This is a genomic window from Candidatus Arsenophonus phytopathogenicus (genome assembly GCF_056113345.1).
In genome coordinates, this window is record NZ_JBUIOB010000017.1 from 1,386,479 (window position 1) to 1,412,900 (window position 26,422).

General features: G+C 36.9%; 16 protein-coding genes and 8 pseudogenes. 20 read left to right on the plus strand and 4 right to left on the minus strand.

Annotation, left to right across the window (positions count from 1 at the left end; all coding sequences use genetic code 11):
• Nucleotides 1-57: 57 nt before the first annotated feature.
• The 5 genes from fkpB to carB all read left to right on the plus strand — a co-directional run bounded on the left by fkpB (nt 58) and on the right by carB (nt 7,298).
• Nucleotides 58-528: an FKBP-type peptidyl-prolyl cis-trans isomerase gene (gene fkpB / locus AC01GB_RS10810; protein ID WP_474451813.1), complete on the plus strand. Its 471-nt coding sequence runs from the start codon at nt 58-60 to the stop codon at nt 526-528.
• Complete coding sequence (gene ispH / locus AC01GB_RS10815; protein WP_474451814.1) at nt 509-1,459, plus strand: 4-hydroxy-3-methylbut-2-enyl diphosphate reductase; 951 nt, start codon at nt 509-511, stop codon at nt 1,457-1,459. Before fkpB ends, ispH begins: the two co-directional genes overlap by 20 nt.
• A 179-nt stretch (nt 1,460-1,638) precedes the next feature.
• Nucleotides 1,639-2,460, plus strand: a complete 822-nt coding sequence (gene dapB, locus AC01GB_RS10820) for a 4-hydroxy-tetrahydrodipicolinate reductase (protein WP_474451815.1) — start codon at nt 1,639-1,641, stop codon at nt 2,458-2,460.
• Nucleotides 2,461-2,893: 433 nt separating this feature from the next.
• The gene (gene carA / locus AC01GB_RS10825) at nt 2,894-4,060 is read left to right on the plus strand and encodes a glutamine-hydrolyzing carbamoyl-phosphate synthase small subunit (RefSeq protein ID WP_474451816.1); all 1,167 of its coding nucleotides are present in this window, start codon (nt 2,894-2,896) and stop codon (nt 4,058-4,060) included.
• A 13-nt stretch (nt 4,061-4,073) separates the two neighbouring features.
• Nucleotides 4,074-7,298, plus strand: a complete 3,225-nt coding sequence (gene carB, locus AC01GB_RS10830) for a carbamoyl-phosphate synthase large subunit (RefSeq protein WP_474451817.1) — start codon at nt 4,074-4,076, stop codon at nt 7,296-7,298.
• A 74-nt stretch (nt 7,299-7,372) separates the two neighbouring features.
• Here the strand turns inward: carB and AC01GB_RS10835 are convergent.
• Nucleotides 7,373-8,037, minus strand: a pseudogene (locus AC01GB_RS10835) (DedA family protein).
• Between the two features lie 407 nt (nt 8,038-8,444).
• Here AC01GB_RS10835 and AC01GB_RS10840 point away from each other — a divergent pair.
• The 3 genes and pseudogenes from AC01GB_RS10840 to AC01GB_RS10850 all read left to right on the plus strand — a co-directional run.
• A complete protein-coding gene (locus AC01GB_RS10840) occupies nt 8,445-8,600 on the plus strand; it encodes a hypothetical protein (protein ID WP_474451818.1) in 156 nt (51 codons plus the stop codon).
• Nucleotides 8,601-8,758: 158 nt separating this feature from the next.
• A pseudogene (locus AC01GB_RS10845) lies at nt 8,759-9,136 on the plus strand (MotA/TolQ/ExbB proton channel family protein); the annotation flags it as partial.
• Nucleotides 9,137-9,184: 48 nt separating this feature from the next.
• Nucleotides 9,185-9,507 (plus strand): annotated as a pseudogene (locus AC01GB_RS10850) (biopolymer transporter ExbD); the annotation flags it as partial.
• 1,168 nt (nt 9,508-10,675) lie between these two features.
• Here AC01GB_RS10850 and rdgC read toward each other — a convergent pair.
• Complete coding sequence (gene rdgC / locus AC01GB_RS10855; RefSeq protein WP_474451819.1) at nt 10,676-11,584, minus strand: recombination-associated protein RdgC; 909 nt, start codon at nt 11,582-11,584, stop codon at nt 10,676-10,678.
• 637 nt (nt 11,585-12,221) lie between these two features.
• Here rdgC and AC01GB_RS10860 point away from each other — a divergent pair.
• Together AC01GB_RS10860 and AC01GB_RS10865 are read left to right on the plus strand one after the other, a co-directional pair.
• Complete coding sequence (locus tag AC01GB_RS10860) at nt 12,222-12,779, plus strand: porin (RefSeq protein ID WP_474451820.1); 558 nt, start codon at nt 12,222-12,224, stop codon at nt 12,777-12,779.
• Nucleotides 12,780-12,793: 14 nt separating this feature from the next.
• Nucleotides 12,794-13,396, plus strand: a pseudogene (locus tag AC01GB_RS10865) (porin); the annotation flags it as partial.
• Between the two features lie 264 nt (nt 13,397-13,660).
• Here the strand turns inward: AC01GB_RS10865 and AC01GB_RS10870 are convergent.
• Nucleotides 13,661-14,268 (minus strand): annotated as a pseudogene (locus AC01GB_RS10870) (nitroreductase family protein).
• A 283-nt stretch (nt 14,269-14,551) separates the two neighbouring features.
• Between AC01GB_RS10870 and phoB the strand changes: the two are divergent.
• The 3 genes and pseudogenes from phoB (at nt 14,552) to brnQ (ending at nt 18,255) form a co-directional block, all read left to right on the plus strand.
• Nucleotides 14,552-15,237, plus strand: a pseudogene (gene phoB / locus AC01GB_RS10875) (phosphate regulon transcriptional regulator PhoB).
• 25 nt (nt 15,238-15,262) lie between these two features.
• Nucleotides 15,263-16,571: pseudogene (gene phoR / locus AC01GB_RS10880) on the plus strand (phosphate regulon sensor histidine kinase PhoR).
• A 373-nt stretch (nt 16,572-16,944) separates the two neighbouring features.
• Nucleotides 16,945-18,255 (plus strand): branched-chain amino acid transport system II carrier protein, encoded by a 1,311-nt coding sequence (gene brnQ / locus AC01GB_RS10885; protein ID WP_474451821.1) that lies wholly within the window; start codon nt 16,945-16,947, stop codon nt 18,253-18,255.
• Between the two features lie 61 nt (nt 18,256-18,316).
• Here the strand turns inward: brnQ and AC01GB_RS10890 are convergent.
• A pseudogene (locus tag AC01GB_RS10890) lies at nt 18,317-18,905 on the minus strand (acyl carrier protein phosphodiesterase).
• Between the two features lie 106 nt (nt 18,906-19,011).
• Between AC01GB_RS10890 and queA the strand changes: the two are divergent.
• From queA to ribD, 7 genes are all read left to right on the plus strand, one after another.
• The gene (gene queA / locus AC01GB_RS10895; RefSeq protein ID WP_474451822.1) at nt 19,012-20,082 is read left to right on the plus strand and encodes a tRNA preQ1(34) S-adenosylmethionine ribosyltransferase-isomerase QueA; all 1,071 of its coding nucleotides are present in this window, start codon (nt 19,012-19,014) and stop codon (nt 20,080-20,082) included.
• Nucleotides 20,083-20,171: 89 nt separating this feature from the next.
• Nucleotides 20,172-21,290, plus strand: coding sequence for a tRNA guanosine(34) transglycosylase Tgt (tgt, locus tag AC01GB_RS10900; RefSeq protein ID WP_474451823.1), 1,119 nt, complete (start codon nt 20,172-20,174; stop codon nt 21,288-21,290).
• Nucleotides 21,291-21,397: 107 nt separating this feature from the next.
• Complete coding sequence (gene yajC / locus AC01GB_RS10905) at nt 21,398-21,733, plus strand: preprotein translocase subunit YajC (RefSeq protein WP_474451824.1); 336 nt, start codon at nt 21,398-21,400, stop codon at nt 21,731-21,733.
• Between the two features lie 27 nt (nt 21,734-21,760).
• Nucleotides 21,761-23,608 carry a protein translocase subunit SecD gene (gene secD, locus AC01GB_RS10910; protein ID WP_474451825.1) on the plus strand — a complete coding sequence of 616 codons (1,848 nt, stop codon included), beginning with the start codon at nt 21,761-21,763 and terminating at the stop codon, nt 23,606-23,608.
• 11 nt (nt 23,609-23,619) lie between these two features.
• A complete protein-coding gene (gene secF, locus AC01GB_RS10915; protein WP_474451826.1) occupies nt 23,620-24,588 on the plus strand; it encodes a protein translocase subunit SecF in 969 nt (322 codons plus the stop codon).
• A 105-nt stretch (nt 24,589-24,693) separates the two neighbouring features.
• The gene (nrdR, locus tag AC01GB_RS10920; RefSeq protein WP_474451827.1) at nt 24,694-25,143 is read left to right on the plus strand and encodes a transcriptional regulator NrdR; all 450 of its coding nucleotides are present in this window, start codon (nt 24,694-24,696) and stop codon (nt 25,141-25,143) included.
• An 8-nt stretch (nt 25,144-25,151) separates the two neighbouring features.
• Nucleotides 25,152-26,261 (plus strand): bifunctional diaminohydroxyphosphoribosylaminopyrimidine deaminase/5-amino-6-(5-phosphoribosylamino)uracil reductase RibD, encoded by a 1,110-nt coding sequence (ribD, locus tag AC01GB_RS10925; RefSeq protein ID WP_474451828.1) that lies wholly within the window; start codon nt 25,152-25,154, stop codon nt 26,259-26,261.
• Nucleotides 26,262-26,422 lie beyond the last annotated feature (161 nt).

Here is a 26,422-nt window from a genome sequence, read left to right on the forward strand (position 1 = left end):
TCATTCGTTTACGTTGATAACAGGTTGATTTATTTCTAGCAGTGGGTTTTTATTGTCATGTTAACCTTAGTACAAGCAAATAGTGCCGTGTTGCTGCATTTCACTATCAAACTTGAGGATGGTTCAATTGCTGATTCAACCTATAATCAGGATAAGCCGGCACTTTTTCGCCTTGGCGATAAAAGCCTATCGCGAGCACTTGAAAAACAATTAATTGGTTTAAGTGTTGGTGAAAAAAAGACATTTACTTTAGGCGGAGAGGGCGTTTTTGGTAAACCAAACCCAGATATGATCCAATACTTTATGCCAAAAGATTTTATTCAGGTCGGTATACCTGAAGTCGGTGCCATCATATTATTTACCACGATAAATGGCAGTGAAATGCCAGGGATCGTAACAGCAGTGACGGAAGAGTCTATCACTGTTGATTTTAATCACCCGTTAGCGGATCAGAATATCATTTTTAACATTGAAGTGTTGGAAATTGACCCGAAATGGGAGGAATCAAATGCAAATATTGCTGGCTAACCCTCGGGGTTTCTGTGCAGGTGTTGATCGGGCAATTAGTATTGTTGATAGAGCACTGGCGCTTTATGGTGCGCCGATTTATGTTCGTCATGAAGTTGTCCATAACCGTTATGTGGTTGACAATTTACGGCAACGTGGTGCGATTTTTATTGAACAAATCTCTGAAGTCCCTGATGGTGCTATTTTGATCTTTTCTGCTCATGGTGTCTCTCAAGCAATTCGACAGGAAGCTAAGCAACGTCATCTGACCATGTTATTTGATGCAACTTGTCCATTGGTGACTAAAGTGCACATGGAAGTTGCGCGTGCCAGTCGTAAAGGTAAAGAAGCGATTTTAATTGGTCATGTTGGGCATCCTGAAGTAGAAGGCACAATGGGGCAATATAATAATCCAGCTGGAGGTATGTATCTGGTTGAATCGCCGGAGGATGTCTGGAAATTACAAGTAAAAGATGAAAATAACCTCTGTTTTATGACCCAGACTACCTTATCAGTTGATGATACTGCTCATGTTATTGACGCGCTAAATACCCGTTTTCCAAATATTATCGGGCCACGCAAAGATGATATCTGTTATGCGACAACGAATCGTCAGGAAGCAGCGCGTGAATTAGCTAATAAGGCTGATATTGTACTAGTTGTTGGCTCTAAAAATTCTTCTAATTCCAATCGTCTTGCTGAATTGGCTCAAAGAGCAGGCAAGCCGGGCTACCTGATTGACTCTGCTGATGATATTCAAGAACATTGGCTGGAAAATATGCAGATTATTGGTCTTACTGCTGGCGCATCTGCACCAGATATTCTTGTTCGTCAGGTTATTGAACGCTTAATGGTTTTAGGTGCCAGTGAAATGATCGAACTTGCTGGTCATGAAGAAAATATTGTTTTTGAAGTATCAAAAGAGCTAAGTGTTGAAATCAAGCAAATATAATAATAGCTATTTGGGTATTTTATTAAATGAATTTTTTAGCGTAGCAATTGATCTATTAATTAAGCCAACTCTAATGGCTTTTTTTGTCACTGACGGTTGCTGTATGCGTTAAGCTAGGATGATTGTTAACCTTATCGAAATCAGGATACTTAATCTGCTTTTAATCAAGAGAGATAAACATGACTAATTCAGATATTCGTGTTGCTATCGTTGGTGCGGGTGGCCGCATGGGACGTGAACTAATTAAAGCAGTTTCACAACAGAATGGCGTTGTTTTAGGGGTTGTGTTAGAAAGAAAAGGTTCAAGTATAGTAGGTACTGATGCTGGTGAATTAGTCGGTATTGGCGGTTTAAATGTTATAATTAGTGATGATCTAATTAATGTTTTAGATAAATTTGATATTTTGATAGATTTTACCCGTCCCGAAGGTACGCAATATTACCTGTCAGTTTGTAAAAAATATGCCAAAGCGATGATTATTGGCACTACAGGTTTTAATGAAATTGAACAGAAGTCGATTGAAGAAGCGGCGAAAACAATCCCTATTGTACTAGCAGCCAATTTTAGTGTTGGCATTAATTTGATGTTGAAGTTATTAGAAAAAGCCGCAAAAGTGATGGGCGAATATAGTGATATTGAAATTATTGAAGCTCATCACAGGCATAAAGTCGATGCGCCCTCAGGAACAGCCTTAGCAATGGGCGATGTTATTGCCAAGTCAATTGGCCGTGATTTAAAAGATTGTGCAGTGTATGGTCGCCAAGGTATTACTGGTGAAAGAAAAAATAACAGCATTGGCTTTGCAACGATTAGAGTTGGCGATATTGTTGGCGAGCATACGGCGATTTTTGCTGATATAGGTGAAAGAATAGAGATAACTCATAAAGCATCAAGTCGGATGACGTTTGCAAATGGGGTTGTGAAGGCCTGTTTGTGGTTAAAAGGTAAAAAAAATGGTTTATATAGCATGAAAGATGTATTAAATTTAGAAAATATTTAATTTTTTTATATATTTATCTATTTGATAAGTAAAGGTTAATTTTAATATTGTAATTTTTTTGGCGGTTATTAAGTTTTTTATTTTATAACTTCCATTTATATTATTTAAAATAAAAATTTTATTGACTTAAGATGATTTTTTGCGCATTTACTATAATGAAATTTATCTAAACCATACTTTTACAATTATCATGCTATGCAATCGATTATTTTGCTAAGATAATTTATTATTTTACTAGTTATATTGATTTTTTATTATAAATTAACTAAAAAAGTAATAAAAAATTATTTTTTACTAGACAATCACTTTTCTCATCATTAGAATGCGCGCAATTTGCCAAAAATTTGCTTAAATTCCATTTTGGCACGAATTTATTGACTTACGCGCGAATAAATATGCTAAATAAATTTTTTTTATTCTCCTGGAGGGTATTTTGATTAAGCCAGCTATATTGGTTCTGGAAGACGGAACCCAGTTTCATGGTCATTCCATTGGGGCTGAAGGAATTGTTGTTGGAGAAGTAGTTTTTAATACATCAATAACTGGATATCAAGAAATCCTCACTGATCCTTCCTACTCCCGCCAAATTGTTACACTCACTTATCCCCATATTGGAAACACAGGAATTAACCCAGATGATGAAGAGTCCGCAATCATTCATGCTCAAGGGCTTGTTATACGTGATTTACCGTTAATTTATAGTAACTTTCGTGGAAAAGAGAGTTTATCTGATTATTTAAAACGCCATAAAACAGTCGCCATTGCTGATATTGATACCCGTAAGCTTACGCGGCTATTAAGGGAAAAAGGCGCGCAAAATGGTTGCATTATTACTGGTGAAAATTTAGACATCGATTTAGCATTAGAAAAAATTAAATTATTTGGTGGAATAAAAGGGCTGGATTTAGCTAAAGAAGTTACTACTAAAGACATTTATACTTGGCAGCAACAGAGTTGGCATCTTGGTGCCGATGGATTATCGGCTACTAAGTCACGGGAGCAACTGCCTTATCATGTCGTTGCTTATGATTTTGGTGTTAAACGAAATATTTTACGTTTACTCGTTGATCGTGGCTGCTATTTGACGGTTGTGCCAGCAACAACAGCGGCTGATGAAGTATTCAAAATGGCACCTGATGGCATTTTTCTTTCTAATGGTCCGGGTGATCCAGCAGCCTGTGATTATGCAATTAAAGCAATTAAACAGTTTATAACAACAGAAATACCTATTTTGGGTATTTGCTTAGGTCATCAATTACTGGCATTAGCCAGTGGGGCTGATACCGTTAAAATGAAATTTGGCCACCATGGTGGTAACCATCCAGTAAAAGATTTAGTTAATAATCGCGTTATGATCACTGCACAAAATCACGGTTTTGCAGTCGATGAAGCAACCTTATCTGACAAATTGCGCGTGACCCATAAATCACTGTTTGATGGAAGTTTACAAGGCATACATCATACCGAGAAGCCTGTATTTGGATTTCAAGGGCATCCCGAAGCAAGTCCAGGCCCTAAAGATGCAGAACCCCTATTTGATTATTTTATTGAGTTGATTAAAAAATATCGTCAAACAAATTTAGATACTCAAGTTGATTAATCAGGAGCGAAAAATGGCGAAGCGGACAGATATCAAAAGCATCCTGATTTTAGGTGCAGGTCCAATTGTTATTGGCCAAGCTTGTGAATTTGATTATTCAGGTGCACAAGCGTGTAAAGCACTACGAGAAGAGGGTTATCGAGTTATTTTAGTTAATTCCAATCCGGCGACAATCATGACGGATCCGGATCTAGCTGATGCGACTTATATTGAGCCAATTCAGTGGGAAGTGGTACGCAAAATTATTGAAAAAGAACGTCCTGATGCGATTTTGCCTACGATGGGAGGGCAAACTGCTTTAAACTGTGCTTTAGAATTAGAGAGTAAAGGCGTATTAAAAGAATTTGCTGTTACCATGATTGGCGCAACGGCTGATGCAATTGATAAGGCAGAAGATCGTCAGCGATTTGATAAAGCAATGAAGAAAATCGGCCTTGAAACAGCACGTTCAGGAATTGCTCATTCCCTGGAAGAAGCGTTAGACGTAGTAGCAAAAGTAGGTTTCCCATGTATTATTCGCCCTTCATTTACCATGGGCGGTTCGGGTGGTGGTATTGCATACAACCGTGAAGAGTTTGAAGATATTTGTCTGACAGGTTTAGATCTTTCACCGACCAACGAATTATTGATAGATGAATCGCTGATTGGTTGGAAAGAGTATGAAATGGAAGTGGTGCGTGACAAAAATGATAATTGCATCATTATCTGTTCTATTGAAAATGTCGATGCAATGGGGATCCATACGGGAGATTCTATCACTGTCGCACCTGCTCAAACATTAACTGATAAAGAATATCAAATCATGCGCAATGCATCGATGGCAGTGTTGCGAGAAATTGGTGTAGAAACTGGTGGTTCAAATGTTCAATTTGCCGTTAATCCTAAAACTGGCCGCTTAATTGTTATTGAAATGAATCCACGAGTATCACGTTCTTCGGCCTTGGCATCTAAAGCAACCGGTTTTCCTATTGCTAAGGTTGCAGCAAAACTTGCCGTAGGTTATACACTTGATGAATTAATGAATGATATTACCGGAGGACGGACACCTGCTTCTTTTGAACCTTCTATTGATTATGTCGTGACTAAGATCCCACGCTTTAACTTTGAAAAATTTCCGGGTAGTAATGATCGTCTGACAACGCAGATGAAATCTGTTGGTGAAGTAATGGCTATTGGGCGAACTTTTCAAGAATCAATGCAAAAAGCATTGCGTGGACTAGAAGTTGCCGCAATGGGTTTTGATCCTAAAGTAGATTTGGATGAATTCGACTCGTTAACAAAAATTCGCCGTGAATTGAAAGATGCTGGTGCTGAACGTATCTGGTATATAGCCGATGCTTTCCGCGCAGGTATGTCTGTGGATGGTGTATTTAATCTAACCAATATTGATCGTTGGTTCTTGGTACAAATTGAAGAGCTTGTTCGTTTAGAAGAGAAAGTTACCGAGTTTGGCATTAATGGCTTATCAGCAGAATTCTTGCGGCTATTGAAACGAAAAGGGTTTGCTGATATTCGTTTGGCTAAATTAGTTGGTGTTTCTGAAGCTGAAATCCGTAAATTACGCCAAAATTATAAACTGCATCCTGTTTTTAAGCGAGTTGATACTTGTGCAGCAGAGTTTGCCACAGATACCGCTTATCTCTATTCCACTTATGAAGATGAATGTGAAGCCAACCCTGACAATAGCAAATCTAAGATTATGGTACTCGGTGGTGGACCAAACCGTATTGGTCAAGGAATTGAGTTTGATTATTGCTGTGTTCATGCTGCGTTGGCGCTACGTGAAGATGGCTATCAAACAATAATGGTAAACTGTAATCCTGAAACGGTTTCTACTGATTATGATACATCTGATCGTCTTTATTTTGAACCAGTAACGTTAGAAGATGTATTAGAAATAGTCAGGGTCGAACAACCTGAAGGTGTAATTGTGCAGTATGGTGGCCAGACACCTTTAAAATTGGCGCTTGCCTTAGAAGAAGCGGGGGTTCCAATTATTGGCACTAGCCCGGATGCGATTGATTGCGCTGAAGATCGTGAACGTTTTCAACAAGCAGTGGCCTGTTTAGGACTTAAGCAACCAGAAAACGCCACGGTTACGACAATTGAACAGGCTATAGAAAAGGCTCACAGTATTGGTTATCCATTAGTTGTACGTCCTTCCTATGTTTTAGGCGGGCGAGCAATGGAAATTGTTTATGATGAAAATGATTTACGTCGGTACTTTCAGACCGCGGTAAGTGTTTCCAATGATGCACCAGTATTGCTCGATCATTTCCTGGATGATGCCATTGAGGTTGATGTAGATGCCATTTGTGATGGGGAAACCGTATTAATTGGTGGTATTATGGAGCATATTGAACAGGCGGGCGTTCACTCTGGTGATTCGGCCTGTTCCTTGCCACCTTATACCTTGAGTCAGAATATACAAAATGTCATGCGTGAACATGTAAAAGAACTGGCCTTTGAACTACGCGTTCGAGGATTAGTGAATGTTCAATTTGCGGTTAAAGATAATGACGTCTATTTAATCGAGGTGAATCCTCGTGCTGCGCGTACAGTGCCTTTTGTATCAAAAGCAACAGGAATACCACTGGCAAAAGTAGCTGCTCGTGTCATGGTCGAGCAATCCTTAGCTAAACAGGGTGTAACGAAAGAAATTATTCCACCTTATTACTCGGTAAAAGAAGTCGTATTACCATTTAATAAATTCCCTGGCGTTGATCCTATTTTAGGGCCAGAAATGCGTTCCACCGGTGAAGTTATGGGTATTGGTCGCACTTTTGCCGAAGCATTTACTAAAGCTATGTTTGGTTGTTCTTCTACTATGAAAAAATCTGGCCGCGCATTACTTTCAGTAAGAGAGAATGATAAAGCTAAGGTTGTTGATTTAGCGGCTAAATTAATTGCGCATGGTTTTGAGTTAGATGCAACTCATGGTACCGCAATTGTGCTGGGTGAGGGCGGAATTAACCCGCGTTTAGTTAATAAAGTGCATGAGGGACGGCCTCATATTCAGGATAGAATAAAAAATGGTGAATACAGTTATATTGTCAATACTACCGCGGGCCGTCGTGCAATAGAAGATTCGAAGCTGATTCGTCGTAGTGCATTACAATATAAAGTAAATTATGATACCACTATCAATGGCGGTTTTGCGACCGCGATCTCTCTCAATGCTGATCCTACAGAGCAGGTTATATCTGTCCAAGAGATGCATAAAATGATCCAGCATTAACTATTACTGACTATTTGAAATGGCCTGTTTAACCGGGCCATTTTCTTATTCTGGGCGAATAAAATCCATAATATTTAACTGCTTTTTTTATGTTTCCAATATACGACAAGTGAGCCGATAAATCCGCTAATGAGTAGCAGTATCGGTAAAAATATTAAAATATTAAAATATTCATAACGATATTCTCATGGCGTTTTATAAAAGGAATTTGATTTATTGCGTAACCCAGAGAAACAATGATCCCAATCCATAATAGGTCGCTAAGCCAATTGAATTATTGAAAGCGCCGGTGGCTTAAAGTCGAAAGTCCTGCTAAAACTGGCAAAAGTGTTCGCACAAAAGCTAAAAAACGAGCGACCAAAAGCGCATACAAGCCTTGGTTGTTAAATAATCGGTTTGCACGATCGTGATACTCTTGTGGGATCTGTTTTAATCATTGTTTTACTAAATGGGTATCACTAAGCCAGCGTCCTTGTAAAAAACCTAACCAGCAACCTAAGCTAGCAGCAATAGTTAAAATAATAATTGTGGGAATAAAAGAAAGAACACCTTTTGCAATCAAAGCACCGGAAAGAATAAGCAACGTATCTCCTGGCAGAAATGCGGCAGGAAGAATACCGTTTTCTAATATAATAATGGTAAAAAGTACAGCATAAATAATCCATAAAATATCGGGATTATTTAGTTTAGCAAAATCATGATGCCAAATTGCCATCACGATCTCATTGAGAACTTGCATAGCTTACCCTGTTAGGAACAACCAAATGAAAAATCGATATAGTTGCCAGTTTACCTTAAAAAACTGAATTATGTTGGATTTATTCAAGCGTTAAGTATAAAAGCCAGTTAGATAAAAAATGTTTATTTGAGATAAGGGAGTATTAAAAATGGCAAATATCTGTTGCGATTATCAGTTATTAGAACAAGTCAAATTGCAGCAAAACTTATTGATAGCAGTTAAATAAATAAAAAATTCATCAAGTAATAATGATAATTGCTATCAAATGATTTAATGTCTGGTATGATCACTCAGTTTTTCATAATGTAAGCGTGGTAAATCAAAATTTACTACCAATAGACTAGCTGGTATAAGTTATGATCAGCTAAAAGGATCACATTAAATAACCGAAGAGTGATAGCCAACTGATGCGTAAATTGATAGCTTCTATTTTATTGGCAATGAGTTTGATAAATATAACATTCGCCGAGACAAATCCGGCAGGTCTGTCTGATCAGTTTCAGCCTGTTAATACACCTAATCAGCAAGATATATCCACTACAAATCAAATCCAAACGACTTAAGTTAATGAAGAGCAATAGAGCGAAAAACAGCTTGCTGCGGAAAAAATTTAGTGAGTCTACAACAGGGGCCTAATTTATTAACTGCACAAGGAGGATTTGATCAAGATCTTTCGATTTGGAGTATGTATCAACATGCTGACATGGTTGTAAAGGTAGTAATGTTAGGATTAATTGTTGCTTCAATCATTACCTGGGCACTGTTTTTCTCAAAAGGCATCGAATTGATTGGAGCATACCGACAGCTACGAAAAGAACAGCAAAAACTATCTAAAGTAAAACCACTCGATGATGCGGTAGAAATTGCTGCAACATTTAAAAAAACTAGTGTTACTAGAAAATTATATGATGAAGTTGTGGCAGAAAAAACATTATCTGCTGGCAGTCATGATTTAAATGGAACCAAAGATCGCGCCAGTTTTCGCCTTGAAAGAGTGGTTGCTTCAATTATTCGTTACATGGGACGAGGTAATGGTTATTTAGCAACTATAGGGGCAATTTCTCCCTTTATCGGTTTATTCGGTACTGTTTGGGGAATTATGAATAGCTTTATTGGTATAGCCCATTCTCAGACGACAAATTTAGCAGTTGTTGCACCTTTAGCGACAGTTGATATTAAAGTTGATTTACCGGCTTCTGCAGCTAAACCCCAACATAGACCGGAAAAACCGTTATTTTTGACAGTGAAAGCGAATGGTCAAATGTATGTTGGAGAGCAAAATGTCTCTCAAGAACAATTGGCATCAGCATTGGATCTAATAACCGGTACAAATAAAGAAACCACTATTTTTTTCAAGCAGATAAAACAGTAGATTATGAAAGGATAATGGATGTAATGAACTTATTACGTAAATCTGGCTATCTTAAAGTGGGATTAGTTGGCATGGAAATGTCACAGAGTACAAAATAGAGTATTGCTAATAATGTCAAAGCTGGGTAATTAAATACCCAGTATTTATTCAATTAGGTTATTAATAAATCAATAGTGTTATATATTTTTATATTTCATATCCATGTTAATTATATGGTTAATAAAATAATATAATTAATAATTCCAAATTTATTAATGTAGCAAAATAATAAACTATTAATTGAAATTAAAATATAACAACAAAAAATTTATATTCATATTTTATATTATTTAAGGTTATTAATTTCATTTTTCTTAAGCTAATAAATTGGAAGTAAACATTAGCAATTTTTTATTCATATACTAGTTAAATTCTATTTATAATATATATAATTCTAATGAATGCACTAAGTAAGATCAGTTTTATGTGCAGTATAATTACCTATAAAAAATAAGGTGATTTAATTGCGTTATAAACTGACAAAATAATTTAACAAAAAATACTTGCATCAAAATAGATTTTAATTATAGAATAATTATTATAAATATTAGATAATGTATTATTAATATTGAGGATAATCACTATTGATAGTAGAATTTTTGTATTTATAAATCATTTGTATAAATAATATAGTTATGTTTACAATAGAAGTTATATCTAATTGTATTTATTAGCTAATTAACATAGGCATTTCCTAAGCTAGCTATGATTTACAGCTATTTTTTAGAAATTTTAATGGGCTGACAGTTTAATCACTACATACAGCAAAGTATATCAATAATATTTAACTATATTAGTATTAACGTTATCTAGCCAATATAACGTTTTTTTAATCTATTTAATATTTTCAATATAAAAACCGGTATAATCAATTCTCTGTTAAGTAAATAAGAAAAATTCTTATTTGCTTTTTAATATATTTATATTATTGATTTTAATAAAATCGCCGGCCTTATATAACTAAAACAGTTATTACTATTATTTTTAGCGATAAAATCCTAATCTGAGGATCATAAATAATAATCTATTTAGCTGGCAATTTTGTAATAAAAAAATATGAGTTATTACAAATAATTATATTTATTCATTTAAACAAGTAAAGGTATAGTGATATGAGTTTATTTATCATTCAGCCCATAAGGGGGAATTTACCTAGTCGATAAAATTAAATTGGCGATTAAAAATCGCCATTCCCAATGATTTTAGTGCATTAAAAAGCCAATCACATTAAGTATTCATTTCTGCACCTAAAGCATCAATTAGGCATTTTATCAACGCACTTATTTCGTTTGTCATCAAGATATAATCAGCATCAAAACGTTGGGCAAAATCTGTTTTATCAATATCATCATTTTGTTCTTTTATTAGATCACTAAATTTTAGTCTTTTAACAGTTCCGTCGTCCGAAAGAATGAATTGAATATGCTCTTCCCATTCTAATGCTAATTTTGTTACCCGTTTTTTAGCTTCAATATGGGCAATAATTTCATCGCAGCATAAATCTTGTTTTTTACAACGGATCACGCCCTCTTCTTCAACAGGTGCTTTTAATTCAGCTTCGTCCGATAAACTAAAACCATTGGCTGGTTGGCCCGAGCGTACCCACTCAGTTAATGTCAGTTCGATCGGATTTTGATAACTTAAAGGAACAACTGGTAGTGAACCTAATGTTTTACGTAAAAAAGCCAGGTTATCTTCAGCACGCTTAGTACTGGCTGCATCTACGATAATCAGGTTATTGATTATATCTAACCAGATATAAGTATGACTGATTTTACTAAAAGCTCTGGGCAAAAGCGCATGAATTACTTCGTCTTTCAATGGATCTTTTTCGCTGTTTTTCAGTTTTCGCGCCTGAGCTGTTTCTAGTTTTTTAATTTTTGCTTGTAACTCTTGTTTGATAATTTGTGCTGGCAGTAGTTTTTCTTCTTTCTGTGCACAAAGTAGAATTTGATTATTAACTGAGTGTATTAGCGCTTCACTGAGAGGCCCCATCGGTGATGTCCAACCTATTTTCATCATATCTTGGCTTCCGCATGGGCTATAAGCCAGTGTGGCAAGTTGTTTTTCAAGCTTATCGACGGATAATGTAAATTCCCGATTTAAGCGGTAGATCATTAAATTTTTAAACCACATCTCAAGGCTTCCTCGTTATTCCTTTTCAAAAAATCGTGGATATAATAACGGATCACACACTTCGACCCTAGTTTTCAATTGCAATTTTTATTGCTTAAGTCAATTTTAATGGGTTTTAACCATCTAGGTATGTCACTCTTATCTTAAATAATAATGTATTTATAGCGATAAATTGATTTTAAAATTAAACTTTTACAATATAATGTAATATTTTGTTATCCATTATGATTAAAATAAACTTATAACAATAAAAGGATAACTATTAATAATAGGAAAAAGAATGAAAACAATATCTTATTTTACTGATTAAATTTACTAAATAGATTGATTAATTATAATATAAGGTTTTATGCCAACTAATAGAATATAAATATAATGTTATTTTAAACATAAAAATAATTTTTTATTGTATTATCACATTTAATTTATTAGTAACTTGCTTATTTTATTTATTAGTTTATCATTTCACTAGTGGTGATATTTTAATAAATCCTTATTCTTTGTTTATTTTTAAAAATATTTTCTATTTATTATTTCAGTGTAAATTTTTAAATTACCTTAAAGCAAATGGATTAACTTTATTATTCGAAGTGAGATTTTTTAATTATTTTATTAGCTTAAATTAATGGGTGTTCTTATGGTAAGAAAATTAAAACCCATCATAGCATTTATTGTTACTTTATCTTTAGCACAGATTACACAGGCAACAAGTATTTATGATGATCAATATACTCGTTTTGATATTTATGGGCAGATTAGATTAATAAATAGTTGGGATACTGAAAAGAATAAAACCATTATTGGTGATGATGGAAGCCGTATTGGTTTTTATGCCGAGCATAAGTTGCCTCATGAGGTTAAAGTATTTGGCAATATTGAATTAGGTTTAGATACGCAAAAATCGAATAGTAATAATCCCAACAGTCGGTTTGAACTCTATAATCGGGTTGGATATATTGGTGTTTCCCATGCAGAATATGGTAAGGCACAATTTGGTCGTACTTATATGCCTATCGATTCCGTTGCAAAATCTAATTTAGGTTATAATAATACTGGAGTGCTTTATTTTGCTGATGTACTAGGTCGTAATACCGGTATATCTTCCGGTTTTGTAGCGCAACAAAATGGTAATACCATCTATCGTGGTACTGGACAGGATAATTTTACCATAGGTTTACCTCATACAATTTTTTAGAAACACCTTCATTTAAAGGCGTTACGCTAGCAGGCAGTTATTCTAGATCCGCAGAAGGCGGTGTTGAGTGCGATTTCGGTGATATTATTCATGCATATTCATTGGGTTTTTTTTATCAGAACGCTTTAGGTTTCGAACTGGCTACTGTTTGGGCAGAAGCGGTAGGCGAAAAAAAAACCAGACAGGAAAAAAAACCGCAAGACAATATGTTTGCATTGGGTGTCAAATATGTTTTTCCTGATAAAACCGCTTCAATCGGGGTTGATTATGGTCGATTACAATCAACTAATGTTGTGGTTGCAGGGCAAAAACTATCGCCAACTGCAGTTACCGGGGATTGGGCGGCTCACCTTTATGGCATTACTGCAAAGTGGTACTGGCCTCAATCCGAGACAGGCTTATATGCTGGTTATGGACTAAGATCGGGTGATAAAAAAACCTTTGACTATACAAAGCAGACTTATACGTTAGGGGCAGATAAAGACTTTGCAGTAATAAAAAGTTCGCAATTACTTTTATATATGGAGATGGACTATAACCATGTTCATAGTAAAAATCACGCTTACGAAAAAGATAATTGGCTTTTGGTTGAGACCGGTCTACGTTTCTTTTTCTAATCAAATCGGTAAATATTTACCTTATTGGTCAAAGTGATTTAGTTTATTACATAAAAGTAAAAATTAATAATAACAGCCATTTTGGCTGTTATTTTTTATTTTCGATTCAATGACCAGAGTTAATATATTTGGCAAACTTTATCTTATTAATTGATATCTTATTGTTATAAGAATGGCACTAAAAAAACATTTAGTTTTGTTACCCTAATGCCGTTTTGCTAATAGTTGTGACTATGGGCAAAATAAATTTTGCCGCAAATTGAGTTAATTTTTTCCAAAGACTTTGAAACGCACATCATCGTCAATATATGTTTTTTCATTGGATGGTTGTTTAATTGCACCAAAAACTAATTGAGCGCGTAATTTCCACGAGTTTGGGATATGCCAACTGGCATGCACTTTTTCATCAATTAATGGATTGTAGTGTTGCAGAGATGCATCCACTTTTTCTTGCGCCAGGCTAGTCCAAACCGCATATTGTGCCATACCACTACTCTGTTCTGACCAAACTGGAAAATTATCGGCATAAAGTGGAAATTTTTGCTGTAATTGTTCGATAACATTTTGTTCTTCAAAAAATAATACCGTACCTGCGCCGGCAGCAAAACTATCGATTTTTTTTCTGCCGTGGTAAATATCTCTTTAGCCACAATTTCTTTTAGTGTTTCTTTGGTAATGTTATGCCACAGTTTTTTATGTTCATCACCAAATAGAATAACTACACGCGATGTTTGCGAATTAAATGAAGAGGGTGTTTCTTTAACCGCTTCTTTAACTAATGTAATAAGTCTTTCTTCAGAGATAGGTAATGAATTATCTATATTATAAATAGTTCTTCGTTTTTTTATCATTTCAATAAATTTGTTTGGCATTATATTTTCCTTATATTAATAAGGTTATAAATTAATTATGTGTAGATAGGTTATTGATAGCTATAATCTGGTCGATAAAAAATCATAGATAAAAATTTTAACCATATCGTTCAAAAATTCAGTTATTAATTAATTTTGTGAATTAGATATGAAATCTCATATCTCGTATTTAGCCTGAAAATTTGCAACTTGACGAAATTCGCCACAATATTTCATAAAATGGTCATAAATATGAAATAATGGCGCCTACTAATTTGATAATGAAATAATGATAGGATCAATCATGGTAAGACGTATTCTGGTCGTCGAAGATGAAACCGCGATCCGTGAGATGGTTTGCTTTGTATTAGAAAGAATGGATTCCAAACCATTGAGGCTGATGATTATGATTCAGCTATTGCGTAGCTCATAGAGCCTTATCCGGCACTCATCTTGCTAGATTGGATGATCCTGGGTGGTTCGGGTATCCAGCTTATTGCCCATATAAAGGGTGATCAACTGATCCGAAATATCCCGATTATGATGTTAACTGCAAGGGGAGAAAAAGATCGGGTGCGAGGTTTAGAAATTGGGGCAGATGATTATCTGACAAAACCTTTTTCACCTAAAGAGCTGATTGCTAGAGTAAATGCAATTTTGCGTCGCGTTTCAGTTATGGTTAGCGACGATGTTATTGAAATGAAGGGGTTGAAGCTAGATCCTACCTCTCATCGGGTAACAAGTGATACAACATCGATAGAAATGGGGCCGACAGAATACAAATTACTGCATTTTTTTATGGCCCATCCAGAACGAGTTTATAATCGTGAGCAATTATTAAATTATGTTTGGGGTGGGAATATTTATGTTGAGGATCGGACAGTAGATGTGCATATTCGTCGTTTACGTAAAGCACTTGCTGTGGGTGGTCATGATAAAATGATCCAGACAGTTCGAGGTACAGGCTATCGTTTCTCTGTCCGTTATTGATTGTTGGTTATAAGGAAAAGTCGGCGTGCTTGAACGTTTGTCGTGGAAAAAATTAGTGGTTGTTCTGATTTTATTCTGTTTACCGGCATGTGGATTATCACTGTTTATTGGTCATCTATCTTGGTTGCTCGTGATTTTATTATTAGCCGCTTTGTGTTGGCATAGTTATCATTTACTGAAATTATCTGATTGGCTTTGGCTTGAACGTCGTTTACTGCCACCAACTGGACAAGGTGTTTGGGAGCCGATTTTGTATGGTATTTATCAGTTACAACAACGCAATCGTAAACGTCGGCGTGAGTTGATACAGATTATTAGGCGATTTAGTAGTGGTGAAGAATCTTTTCCTGATGCCGTTATTATTATGACGGCAGAAGGTAATATTGTTTGGTGTAATCGTTTAGCTGAATATTTATTGGGGTTTCGTTGGCCAGAGGATAGTGGGCAATCTATTTTCAATTTACTCCGTTATCCTGATTTCAACCGTTATTTTATGTTGGTCGACTATTCTGTGCCGTTTACGATAGCCTTAAATAACGGTGCGATGGTTGAATTTTAAATTATGTCTTATATTGACGACCAAGTATTAATGGTTGCAAAAGACATAACGGAAAAGATGAAATTGGAAAAATTACGCGGCGAATTTTTTGCTAATGCTAATCATGAATTACGCACATCATTGACTGTTTTACAAGGTTATATGGAAATCATGGATGAGCAAATCGATAGTCATTCGGCTAACAAAAAAGCTTTATACTCAATGCGTGAACAATTGGCACGCATGGATAGTTTAATTAAACAATTACTTCAGCTTTCCCGCATTGAAATAGCACCACATATTAATTTGAATGAGCAGATCAATATTCCGGCAATGCTAAATACAATAAAACAAGATGTAATAAATTTAAGTTTGGGAAAGCATGAAGTTATTTTTGATGTGGATAAAAAATTACAAGTTTATGGTAATGAAGAGCAACTGAGAAGAGCCATTTCAAATCTTATCTATAATGCGATTAACCACACACCGGTTGGAACATCTATTCACATTGGTTGGCAACAAGTTAAACAGGGAGCACTTTTTTGTATTCGCGATAATGGCCCGGGAATAGCTTCAGCGCATTTGACTCGGTTAACTGAACGTTTTTATCGAGCAGATAAATCGCGTTCACGTCGAGTGGAGGGTGGTAGCGGATTGGGATTGGCAATTGTCAAACATGCATTAATACACCACCATACCCAATTAGATATTGAAAGTCAATTAGGTAAGGGGTCGGTGTTTAGTTTTATTTTTACCGTCTAGTTTAATTGTAACAACAAAAAATGGCCAAAATTAAATTTCATTTGCTGAATTTTAGTTAAACAGATTTAGCTAATAATGCATTTGCATGAATAGATGTTAGTGTTGATTAAATTTTATGCAAATCATATAACGTATATTGAGTAAACACTAAAACCAATCACTAAATAAAAAATTTATTTCAGATGTTTATTCTGCTTTTTCGATTTACTATTGTCTTTTATCATTATAAAAGTTTTACTTGTAGTTTGTTATTGGCGGATTTTTCTGTTTCTACTAAATTTATCAGGTTAATTAAATATTCTTATTGATTAAAAATCAGCAGAGATCAGTGTCAATAAATAATAAGTGGTTTAAGTTTTGGTTCTACTTAAGCTGAATTATAAATAACAACAAATTAACAAATAATTATGGCATATCGTTTAACATCTCGAGATATTTTAGCGTTAGGGTTTATGACCTTTGCGTTATTTGTAGGGGCAGGAAATATTATTTTTCCTCCTATGGTTGGATTGCAAGCTGGTGAACAAGTATGGACAGCGGCAGCTGGATTTCTGCTAACAGGTGTCGGTTTGCCTGTTATTGCAGTTATTGCGCTAGCAAAAGTAGGTGGTGGCATCGAACAGCTTAGTGCTCCAATTGGTAAATGTGCGGGGCTATTGTTAGCTATTGTCGCCTATTTATCTGTTGGGCCATTATTTGCCACACCTCGTACGGCAACAGTTTCTTATGAAGTCGGAATTGCCCCACTAGTAGGCGGTGTTTCATCGATTTCATTGTTTATCTATAGCCTAGTTTATTTTGCTGTGGTGATAGCTATTTCACTCTATCCAGGACGAATACTCGATAGCGTAGGACATATCTTAGCGCCAATAAAAATGATTGCATTGGCTATTTTGGGCATTGCTGCAGTACTTTGGCCGGCGGGTGAACGCATTATATCAACGCCATCATATAGTGAAATGGCATTTTCTAATGGTTTTATTAATGGTTATCTGACAATGGATACCTTGGGTGCGATGGTGTTTGGCATTGTTATTGTTAATGCTGCCCGTTCACGTGGTGTCGAAAATTCTGCTCTTTTAACCCGTTATACCATGTGGGCTGGATTAATTGCCGGCGTGTTATTAACATTGGTTTATGTTTCACTGTTTAAACTGGGTGAGAATAGCGGCACCTTATTACCTAATGCCAGCAATGGTGCTGATATTTTGCATGTCTATGTGCAACATACTTTTGGTAATTTTGGTAGCTTTTTCTTAGCGATACTCATTTTTGTTGCTTGTTTGGTAACTGCGGTTGGACTCACTTGTGCTTGTGCGGAATTTTTTGCCCTTTATGTGCCGATTTCTTATCGTAAATTAGTCTGGATACTTGGCATCTTTTCTATGGTGATCTCGAATTTAGGATTGAGTAAACTGATTGAATTTTCTATTCCTGTACTAATCGCGATTTATCCACCATGTATTGTATTGATTTTAATAAGTTTTACCTTGAAATGGTGGAAGTGCCCATGCAGGGTGGTTGCGCCAACTATGTTGACCAGTCTAATCTTTGGCTTATTAGGTGCGATGAAATCTTCTGAGCTTTTGCAAGCATTTATTCCTGATGTTGCGAAGAAATTACCACTTTATGTTGATGATTTAGCCTGGTTGGTACCCTCATTAATCGTTTTAGTGATTTTTGCATTCTATGATCGTATTAGCGCTAAACAACACTGATATAAAGCGAGCTACCTAAATAGTGTTATTTTATCGGTAATAAACCCTAGCCTCTAATCAGCTAGGGTTTATTTGTTTTCATTAATGGCGCTCTTTTTTCTGATAGAGTTTCGGCAAAAGCGATCATTGCTGGATAAAGTTGCCAAAAAAAGCAGAAAAATCGTGGTAATGCAGAATAAAATCATCAAATGAGCCGATTAAATTAACCAGTTTAGGACGCCTGCGCGCCAAGCTGTTTAATACATTATTAATATATTCAGGTTCTGCATAATGGATCAGCCAGTTTTGTGACCATAAATACTCATTTAATTCTTGAAATTTTTCTGGGGTATAATATAGGTTTGGTTCAATTTGCAGGCGAGCATAATGAACAAATTGGGTAGAGTCTGTTTTGCTTCGATTTGATCCCAAACTAAATCGAGAGTGATCGCTGCGACTCGGCGGTATGGCGGTCGAAAAAGTTGCTTGGCATTAATCACAATGGGGTGCTGGTCGGTGAATTTATCTACCTGACGATGCATTCTGATCCCGGCCACAACATCTGGTGAATATAAGCCTTCAGGATCACCGCGAACGAAATTCTCCATTAAATTTCCTAATAAGGAACTTTGTGCTCGTTGAGCTAAATGTAAGTGTGCAAGAAAATTCATAGTGTCATTATAAGTGAATTTTTAATTTTCGTGATGCTTATTTGTTGCACTGTGTTTATCGCCGCACTAGACTAATGCGCTTGTTTTGATCAAATAGTATAAAGAAATGCGTGTCTCTGATTTTGCTTTTAAATTACCTGATGAGTTGATAGCCCATTATCCCTTAGCCAAACGTAGTCATTGCCGGCTACTTTCTTTGAACGGTTCAACAGGTGAACTGGCACATGATATATTTACTGATATTGTTGATAAATTAGAATCAGGTGATTTGCTGGTTTTAAATAATACTCAGGTTATACCGGCTCGTCTTTATGGTCGTAAAATGTCTGGCGGCAAAATTGAAGTATTGATTGAACGCATATTGGGAAGTCATCGGGTGTTGGCGCATATTCGTGCTTCTAAAGCACCCAAGGTGGGAACTGAATTATTATTAGGTGATGATGAAAGTGTTAAAGCCATTATGTTGGCAAGACATGATACGCTATTTGAAATTGATTTTCAGGATAAGCGAGATGTGTTAGCTATTTTAAATGATATTGGTCATATGCCATTACCACCTTACATTGACCGCCCTGATGAAGAGGTTGATAGAACACTTTATCAAACAGTTTATGGCCAACGGCCTGGTGCCGTTGCTGCGCCGACGGCAGGATTACATTTTGATGAATCATTACTAGCGGCGCTGCAGCAAAAAGGGGTAGCAATGGTGTTTGTGACGCTACATGTTGGTGCCGGCACATTTCAACCGGTGCGGGTGGAGAATGTTGCTGAACATACCATGCATGCAGAATATGTTGAAGTATCGCAACAAGCTGTTGATGCAATATTGGCGTGTAAAGCGAGAGGTAAACGGGTTATTGCAGTTGGCACAACTTCGATTCGATCATTAGAAAGCGCGGCTTGTGCATGTAAAGAAGGTATTATTGGCCCCTTTTTTGATGATACTCGAATTTTTATTTACCCAGGCTTTCATTTTAAAATTGTTGATGCATTAATTACTAATTTCCATTTACCTGAGTCTACTTTGATTATGTTGGTATCTGCTTTTGCTGGTTATCAAAATACGATGAATGCCTATCAACAAGCAATCGCAGAAAAGTACCGTTTTTTTAGTTATGGTGATGCCATGTTTATCACGCACAATCCTAAAGCAGAGAGTGAAAAAGTGGCTAACTAGTTGTTAACTATTAAATTGATATCAGCAATTTATTTAACTGAATATGTAACTAACCCATCAGACTGTTTTTCTGATGCTAGAGAGGCAAAGTGAAATATGAATTACAAAGCCAAGACGGCCAAGCTCGTCGTGGTCGCTTGATTTTTGAGCGTGGGATTGTCGAAACGCCTGCTTTTATGCCGGTTGGCACTTATGGTACAGTCAAAGGGATGACGCCAGAAGAAGTTAAACAAACCGGGGCCCAAATCCTGTTAGGCAATACTTTTCATTTATGGTTGCGTCCTGGACAGGAAATAATGAAATTACATGGCGATCTGCATGATTTTATGCAATGGCAAGGACCAATTTTGACTGATTCCGGTGGATTTCAGGTTTTTAGCCTTGGTGCCATGCGTAAAATTAAAGAAGAGGGTGTTTATTTTCGCAATCCAATCAATGGCGAAAGGGTTTTCCTGAGCCCTGAAAAGTCGATGGAAATTCAGTACGATCTTGGTTCGGATATTGTCATGATTTTTGATGAGTGCACACCCTATCCGGCAGAATGGGATTATGCCAAAAAATCGATGGAAATGTCTCTTCGCTGGGCAAAACGTAGTCGCCAACGATTTGATGAGTTAGCTAATAAAAATGCGTTGTTTGGCATTATTCAGGGCAGCGTTTACCCGGATTTACGTGATATATCCGTAAAAGGCCTGGTCGAGATTGGTTTTGATGGTTACGCTGTTGGTGGTTTAGCTGTCGGTGAATCTAAAGCGGATATGCACCGTATTTTAGAGCATGTTTGCCCACAAATTCCGCACAATAAACCACGCTATTTAATGGGGGTCGGTAAACCGGAGGAACTGGTTGAAGGGGTTCGGCGCGGTATTGATATGTTTGATTGTGTAATGCCAACTCGGAATGCTCGAAATGGCCATCTATTTGTCACTGAAGGTGTAATTAAAATCCGTAACGCTAAATACAAATCGGATACTTCGCCGTTAGATGCCCATTGTGACTGTTATACTTGCTCTCACTATAGCCGTGCTTATTTACATCATCTTGACCGATGTAATGAAATTCTTGGTGCCAGGCTTAATACCTTACACAATTTGCGTTATTATCAACGGCTAATGGCTGAAATTCGACAAGCGATTGAAAAAGGTGAATTTGAGGCTTTTGCAGTAGAGTTTTATCGACGGATCAATAAATCGATTTCATCAGACTAGAGTATAATTTCAGTCGTGCTAATTGAATCAAATCAGTGTAGGATTTATAGGCTTGGATTAATTTTTTGAGCTAGAAATATTGTTTTAATCACAATGAGGAAATTTTGATGAGTTTGTTTATTTCTGAAGCAGTCGCTTCAGCTGGTGGTCAAGCGCAAGGAAACCCATATTCTTTGATGATCATCATGCTGGTTGTTTTCGGATTGTTTTTTTATTTTATGATCTTACGCCCACAGCAGAAGCGAGCTAAAGAGCACAAAAAATTAATGGATTCTATTGCTAAAGGTGATGAGGTACTAACAACCGGTGGATTAATTGGCCGCGTCACTAAAGTATCTGAAACGGGTTATATTGTTGTTGCATTAAATGACACCAATGAAGTAACCATTAAACGTGATTTTGTTGCTGCTGTACTTCCAAAAGGTACAATGAAATCTATCTAATTTCTGATTTTCCCGAAGGGAATTGCCGTGCTAAATTGTTATCCTTTGTGGAAGTATTTGATGCTGATCGCTGCGTTGCTCATCGGTCTGCTGTATGCGCTTCCCAATCTTTATGGAGAGGATCCGGCTGTTCAGATTACTGGCGTGCGAGGAAACGCAGCCAATGAACAGACTTTGGATCAAGTTCGCAATATTTTAAAGAAAGAGAAAATCGAAAGTAAATCAATTGCACTGGAAAGCGGTGTAATTCTTGCTCGTTTTAATAATCCAGATGTCCAACTACATGCACGCGAAACCTTAGTTGCCGGTTTAGGAGAGCAGTATATCGTAGCGTTAAATCTGGCACCTGCAACCCCTCATTGGTTAAGAGCATTGGGCGGTGAACCAATGAAATTAGGGTTAGATTTGCGTGGTGGTGTTCACTTCTTAATGGAAGTGGATATGGAAACGGCATTGGGTAAATTGCAAGAACAGAATATGGATGGCCTGCGTAGTGATTTACGTGAAAAAGGGATCCCATATTCAACTATACGTAAAATAGACAATTACGGTGTTGAAATTCGTTTTCGTGATGATAGTGGACGTTCGCAAGCGGAGTCTTATTTGACACCACGTTATCGCGATTTGGTTTTTACTGCTGGCAACAACAATCTATTAACGGCAGTAATGACAGATGAACGGATCCGTGAAGCCCGTAATTATGCAGTATCACAAAATATTAATATTATCCGTAATCGTGTTAACCAATTAGGCGTTGCTGAACCATTGGTACAGCGTCAGGGCGCTGATCGTATTGTCGTTGAATTACCGGGTATTCAAGATACGGCGCGAGCAAAAGAGATCCTTGGTGCTACTGCAACGTTGGAGTTTCGCTTAGTTAATGTCGGCATAGACAGTTCGGCTGTTCAACGTGGCCATATTCCGGGTGATTCTGAAATTAAATATACTCGCGATGGTGAACCTGTTGTTCTTTATAAACGCGTTATTTTGACAGGCGATCATATTACTGATTCGACATCGGATTTGGATGAAATGGGTAGCCCGCAGGTAAGCATTGGTCTGGATAGTGTTGGTGGTTCAATTATGTCTGATTTTACCCGTGATAATCAGGATAAATTGATGGCAACCCTATTTGTTGAATATAAAGATAGCGGGCGAAAGGATGCCAATGGTCGAGCTATTTTGGTAAAAGATGAGAAAGTCATTAATGTCGCCAGAATTTCTGCCCGCTTTGGTAGCAAATTTCGTATTACTGGTATCAGTAACCCAACTGAAGCTCGTCAATTATCTTTATTATTACGCGCTGGCGCATTAATTGCACCTATTCAAATTGTTGAAGAACGTACAATTGGGCCAACATTAGGATTGCAAAATATTGAGCAAGGAATGAAAGCATCATTAGCCGGTTTGCTAGCTTCAGTTCTATTTATGGTCATTTATTATCGCAAGTTTGGTCTGATTGCCAGTTCTGCATTATTAGCAAACTTGATCCTCATTATGGGGATTATGTCGCTATTACCGGGGGCTACTTTAACCATGCCGGGAATTGCTGGTATTGTTTTAACGCTTGCTGTTGCTGTTGATGCGAATGTGTTGATTAATGAACGTATTAAAGAAGAATTAAAGAATGGTCGTTCAATACAGCAAGCGATACATGAAGGTTACAAGGGGGCATTTTCCAGTATCTTAGATGCGAATTTGACAACTGTGATCACGGCAACTATTTTGTATGCGGTAGGCACCGGCTCAATTAAGGGTTTTGCCATTACTACGGCGGTTGGTATTGCCACCTCCATGTTTACTGCAATTGTAGGAACACGTGCTATCGTGAACTTATTGTATGGTGGTAAACGTATTAAAAAGCTGTCTATTTAAGGAGCGTGGTTGTGGCGCAAGATTACACAGTAGAACAGTTAAATCATGGCCGTAAAGTTATCGATTTTATGCGTTGGTATTATTTAGCTTTTGGTATCTCAATTGCTTTATTTATTCTTTCGGTTACGGTTATTTCATTGAAAGGATTTAACTGGGGATTGGATTTCACCGGCGGGACTGTTATTGAAATTAATCTCAGTCAAACTGCGGATCTTGATAAAATTAGAGCTAGTTTAGCGAATAATGGCCATCAAGAGCCGTTGATTCAAAATTTTGGTAGTGGCCGAGATATTATGATCCGATTGCCTCCTACTGAAGGCGTGGCAGGTCAAGAAATCGGTAAGTCCATTATTTCAGTCATTAACAAAAATGTTGATGATCAAGCAACGGTTAAGCGCATCGAATTTGTCGGGCCAAGTGTAGGCAGTGAATTAGCTCAAACCGGTGCAATGGCACTGTTAGCTGCTTTGATCTGTATTTTGATTTATGTAGGTTTCCGCTTTGAATGGCGTCTGGCTGCTGGTGCAGTAATATCATTAGCGCATGATGTGATCATTACATTAGGCATTGTATCGCTTTTTCAGATTGAAGTTGATATGACTATCGTTGCTTCATTAATGTCGGTCATCGGTTATTCATTAAATGACAGCATTGTTGTCTCTGATCGTATTCGTGAAAATTTCCGCAAGATCCGCCGCGGTACTTCTTACGAAATAGTTAACGTTTCATTGACCCAAACATTGAGTCGAACACTTATTACATCAGGAACTTCTTTATTGGTGGTATTGATGCTCTATCTTTTTGGTGGGTCAATACTGAAAGGATTTTCTCTAGTTATGTTAATTGGCGTGACGATTGGAACCGTTTCTTCTATTTATGTTGCTTCTGCTCTATCATTAAAGATGGGAATGAAACGAGAGCATTTGCTTCTTCCTAAAGTAGAAAAAGAGGGAGCGGATCAACATTCTCTGCTGCCTTAAAGGCAAATTTTGTTAACTCACACCCTGTTAGATTGCGCTAGCAGGGTGTTTTTCATTGATAGCTGAGTTAAACTGAAAAACCGGACCCTAAAATCAGGAAATTTTATGCATTGCCCATTTTGCACCGCTGTAGATACCAAAGTGATTGATTCACGTCTGGTTGGTGATGGTTCGCAGGTTCGTCGTCGTCGACAATGTCTTGAATGTCATGAGCGTTTTACTACTTTTGAAGTGGCTGAATTAGTCATGCCGCGTGTGGTAAAACGTGATGATGTACGTGAGTCATTTGATGAACACAAACTTAGACGAGGTATGCAAAAAGCATTAGAAAAACGCCCGGTAAGTTCCGATGATGTGGAAACAGCTATTAACAATATAAAATCGCAACTTCGCGCAACCGGAGAGCGAGAAATTCCGGCGAAGATGATTGGGAAAATTGTCATGGATGAGTTGAAAAAGCTGGATAAAGTTGCTTATATACGTTTTGCTTCGGTATATCGTAGTTTTGAAGATATTCGTGAATTTGGCGAAGAAATTGCTAAGTTACAGGATTAATAGTAAAAATGACCACGTTTGATAAGCAGTTTATGAGCCGTGCGTTGTCATTGGCCAAGCAAGGACGATTTATTACCTCACCAAACCCGAATGTAGGCTGTGTCATCGTACGCAACGGTGAAGTTGTGGGTGAAGGTTTTCATTGCAAAGCAGGCGAGGTGCATGCTGAGATTCATGCTTTACAAATGGCGGGTGAAAAAGCGAACGGAGCAACTGCTTATGTCACATTAGAACCCTGCAGTCATTATGGTAAAACGCCACCTTGTGCAGATGCGTTAATTAGAGCAGGTATTCGGCGAGTTGTTGTGGCGATGCAAGATCCAAATCCACAGGTTGCAGGACGTGGTTTACTTAAATTACAGCAGGCTGGCATCGAAGTATTACATGGTTTACTGATGGATGAAGCTGAACAATTAAATCAAGGCTTTCTAAAAAGAATGCGAACAGGTTTTCCCTATGTTCAACTTAAGTTAGCCGCATCACTTGATGGGCGGACAGCCCTTGCATCAGGTGAAAGTAAATGGATCACTTCGCCAGTAGCTCGCCAAGATGTACAAAGTTTCAGGGCCCAGGCGAGCGCAATTTTAACTACCAGTGCTACTGTTTTAGCTGATAATCCAGCTTTGAATGTTCGTTGGACAGATTTTACGCCTGAGCTACAAAATCTTTATCCTAAAGAATGTCTTCGACAACCAATAAGAATTGTTTTGGATAGTGAGAATCAAGTAAAACCAGAACATATTATAACAAAATCAGATGGTAAATGCTGGCTTATTCGCCCTAATCCCATATCGCAAAATTGGTGTGGTGATGTTGAGCAAATCGCCATCCCAACCTACGAAAAAGGCATTGATTTAGTTTTGCTGATGATGCAGCTGGCTAAACGTAATATTAATTCAGTTTGGGTCGAAAGCGGTCCAACACTTGCCGGCGCTTTGTTAACACTAGGATTAGTTGATGAATTGATTGTTTATATTGCGCCTAAAATTTTAGGTGGAACCGCAAGAGAATTAATTAATATTCCAGTATTACAAAAATTGAAAGATGCACCTGCATTTGAATTTATTAATATTGAACTTATTGGACCTGATTTACGTTTAACACTTCGACCATTGTGATGTCATATTCATTAACTGGTTAGCTTAATATAGCGAAGTAGTATAGTTAAAGTAGTGTAACATTAAATTGATTAAATTTAGCGTTCCTAATGACTGTTTTAAAGTTAGCTAAATTCAGCAGCGCAGTATAGAAAAGAATATGATAAAATTGTCGTTTCTGT

Excerpts from the sequence above, each read along its gene's own strand:
- fkpB (WP_474451813.1), top strand. The coding sequence starts at position 58 with ATGTTAACCTTAGTACAAGCAAATAGTGCCGTGTTGCTGCATTTCACT.
- ispH (WP_474451814.1), top strand. The coding sequence starts at position 509 with ATGCAAATATTGCTGGCTAACCCTCGGGGTTTCTGTGCAGGTGTTGAT.
- dapB (WP_474451815.1), top strand. The coding sequence starts at position 1,639 with ATGACTAATTCAGATATTCGTGTTGCTATCGTTGGTGCGGGTGGCCGC.
- carB (WP_474451817.1), top strand. The coding sequence starts at position 4,074 with ATGGCGAAGCGGACAGATATCAAAAGCATCCTGATTTTAGGTGCAGGT.
- AC01GB_RS10840 (WP_474451818.1), top strand. The coding sequence starts at position 8,445 with ATGCGTAAATTGATAGCTTCTATTTTATTGGCAATGAGTTTGATAAAT.
- rdgC (WP_474451819.1), bottom strand. The coding sequence starts at position 11,584 with ATGTGGTTTAAAAATTTAATGATCTACCGCTTAAATCGGGAATTTACA.
- AC01GB_RS10860 (WP_474451820.1), top strand. The coding sequence starts at position 12,222 with ATGGTAAGAAAATTAAAACCCATCATAGCATTTATTGTTACTTTATCT.
- brnQ (WP_474451821.1), top strand. The coding sequence starts at position 16,945 with ATGGCATATCGTTTAACATCTCGAGATATTTTAGCGTTAGGGTTTATG.
- queA (WP_474451822.1), top strand. The coding sequence starts at position 19,012 with ATGCGTGTCTCTGATTTTGCTTTTAAATTACCTGATGAGTTGATAGCC.
- yajC (WP_474451824.1), top strand. The coding sequence starts at position 21,398 with ATGAGTTTGTTTATTTCTGAAGCAGTCGCTTCAGCTGGTGGTCAAGCG.
- nrdR (WP_474451827.1), top strand. The coding sequence starts at position 24,694 with ATGCATTGCCCATTTTGCACCGCTGTAGATACCAAAGTGATTGATTCA.
- ribD (WP_474451828.1), top strand. The coding sequence starts at position 25,152 with ATGACCACGTTTGATAAGCAGTTTATGAGCCGTGCGTTGTCATTGGCC.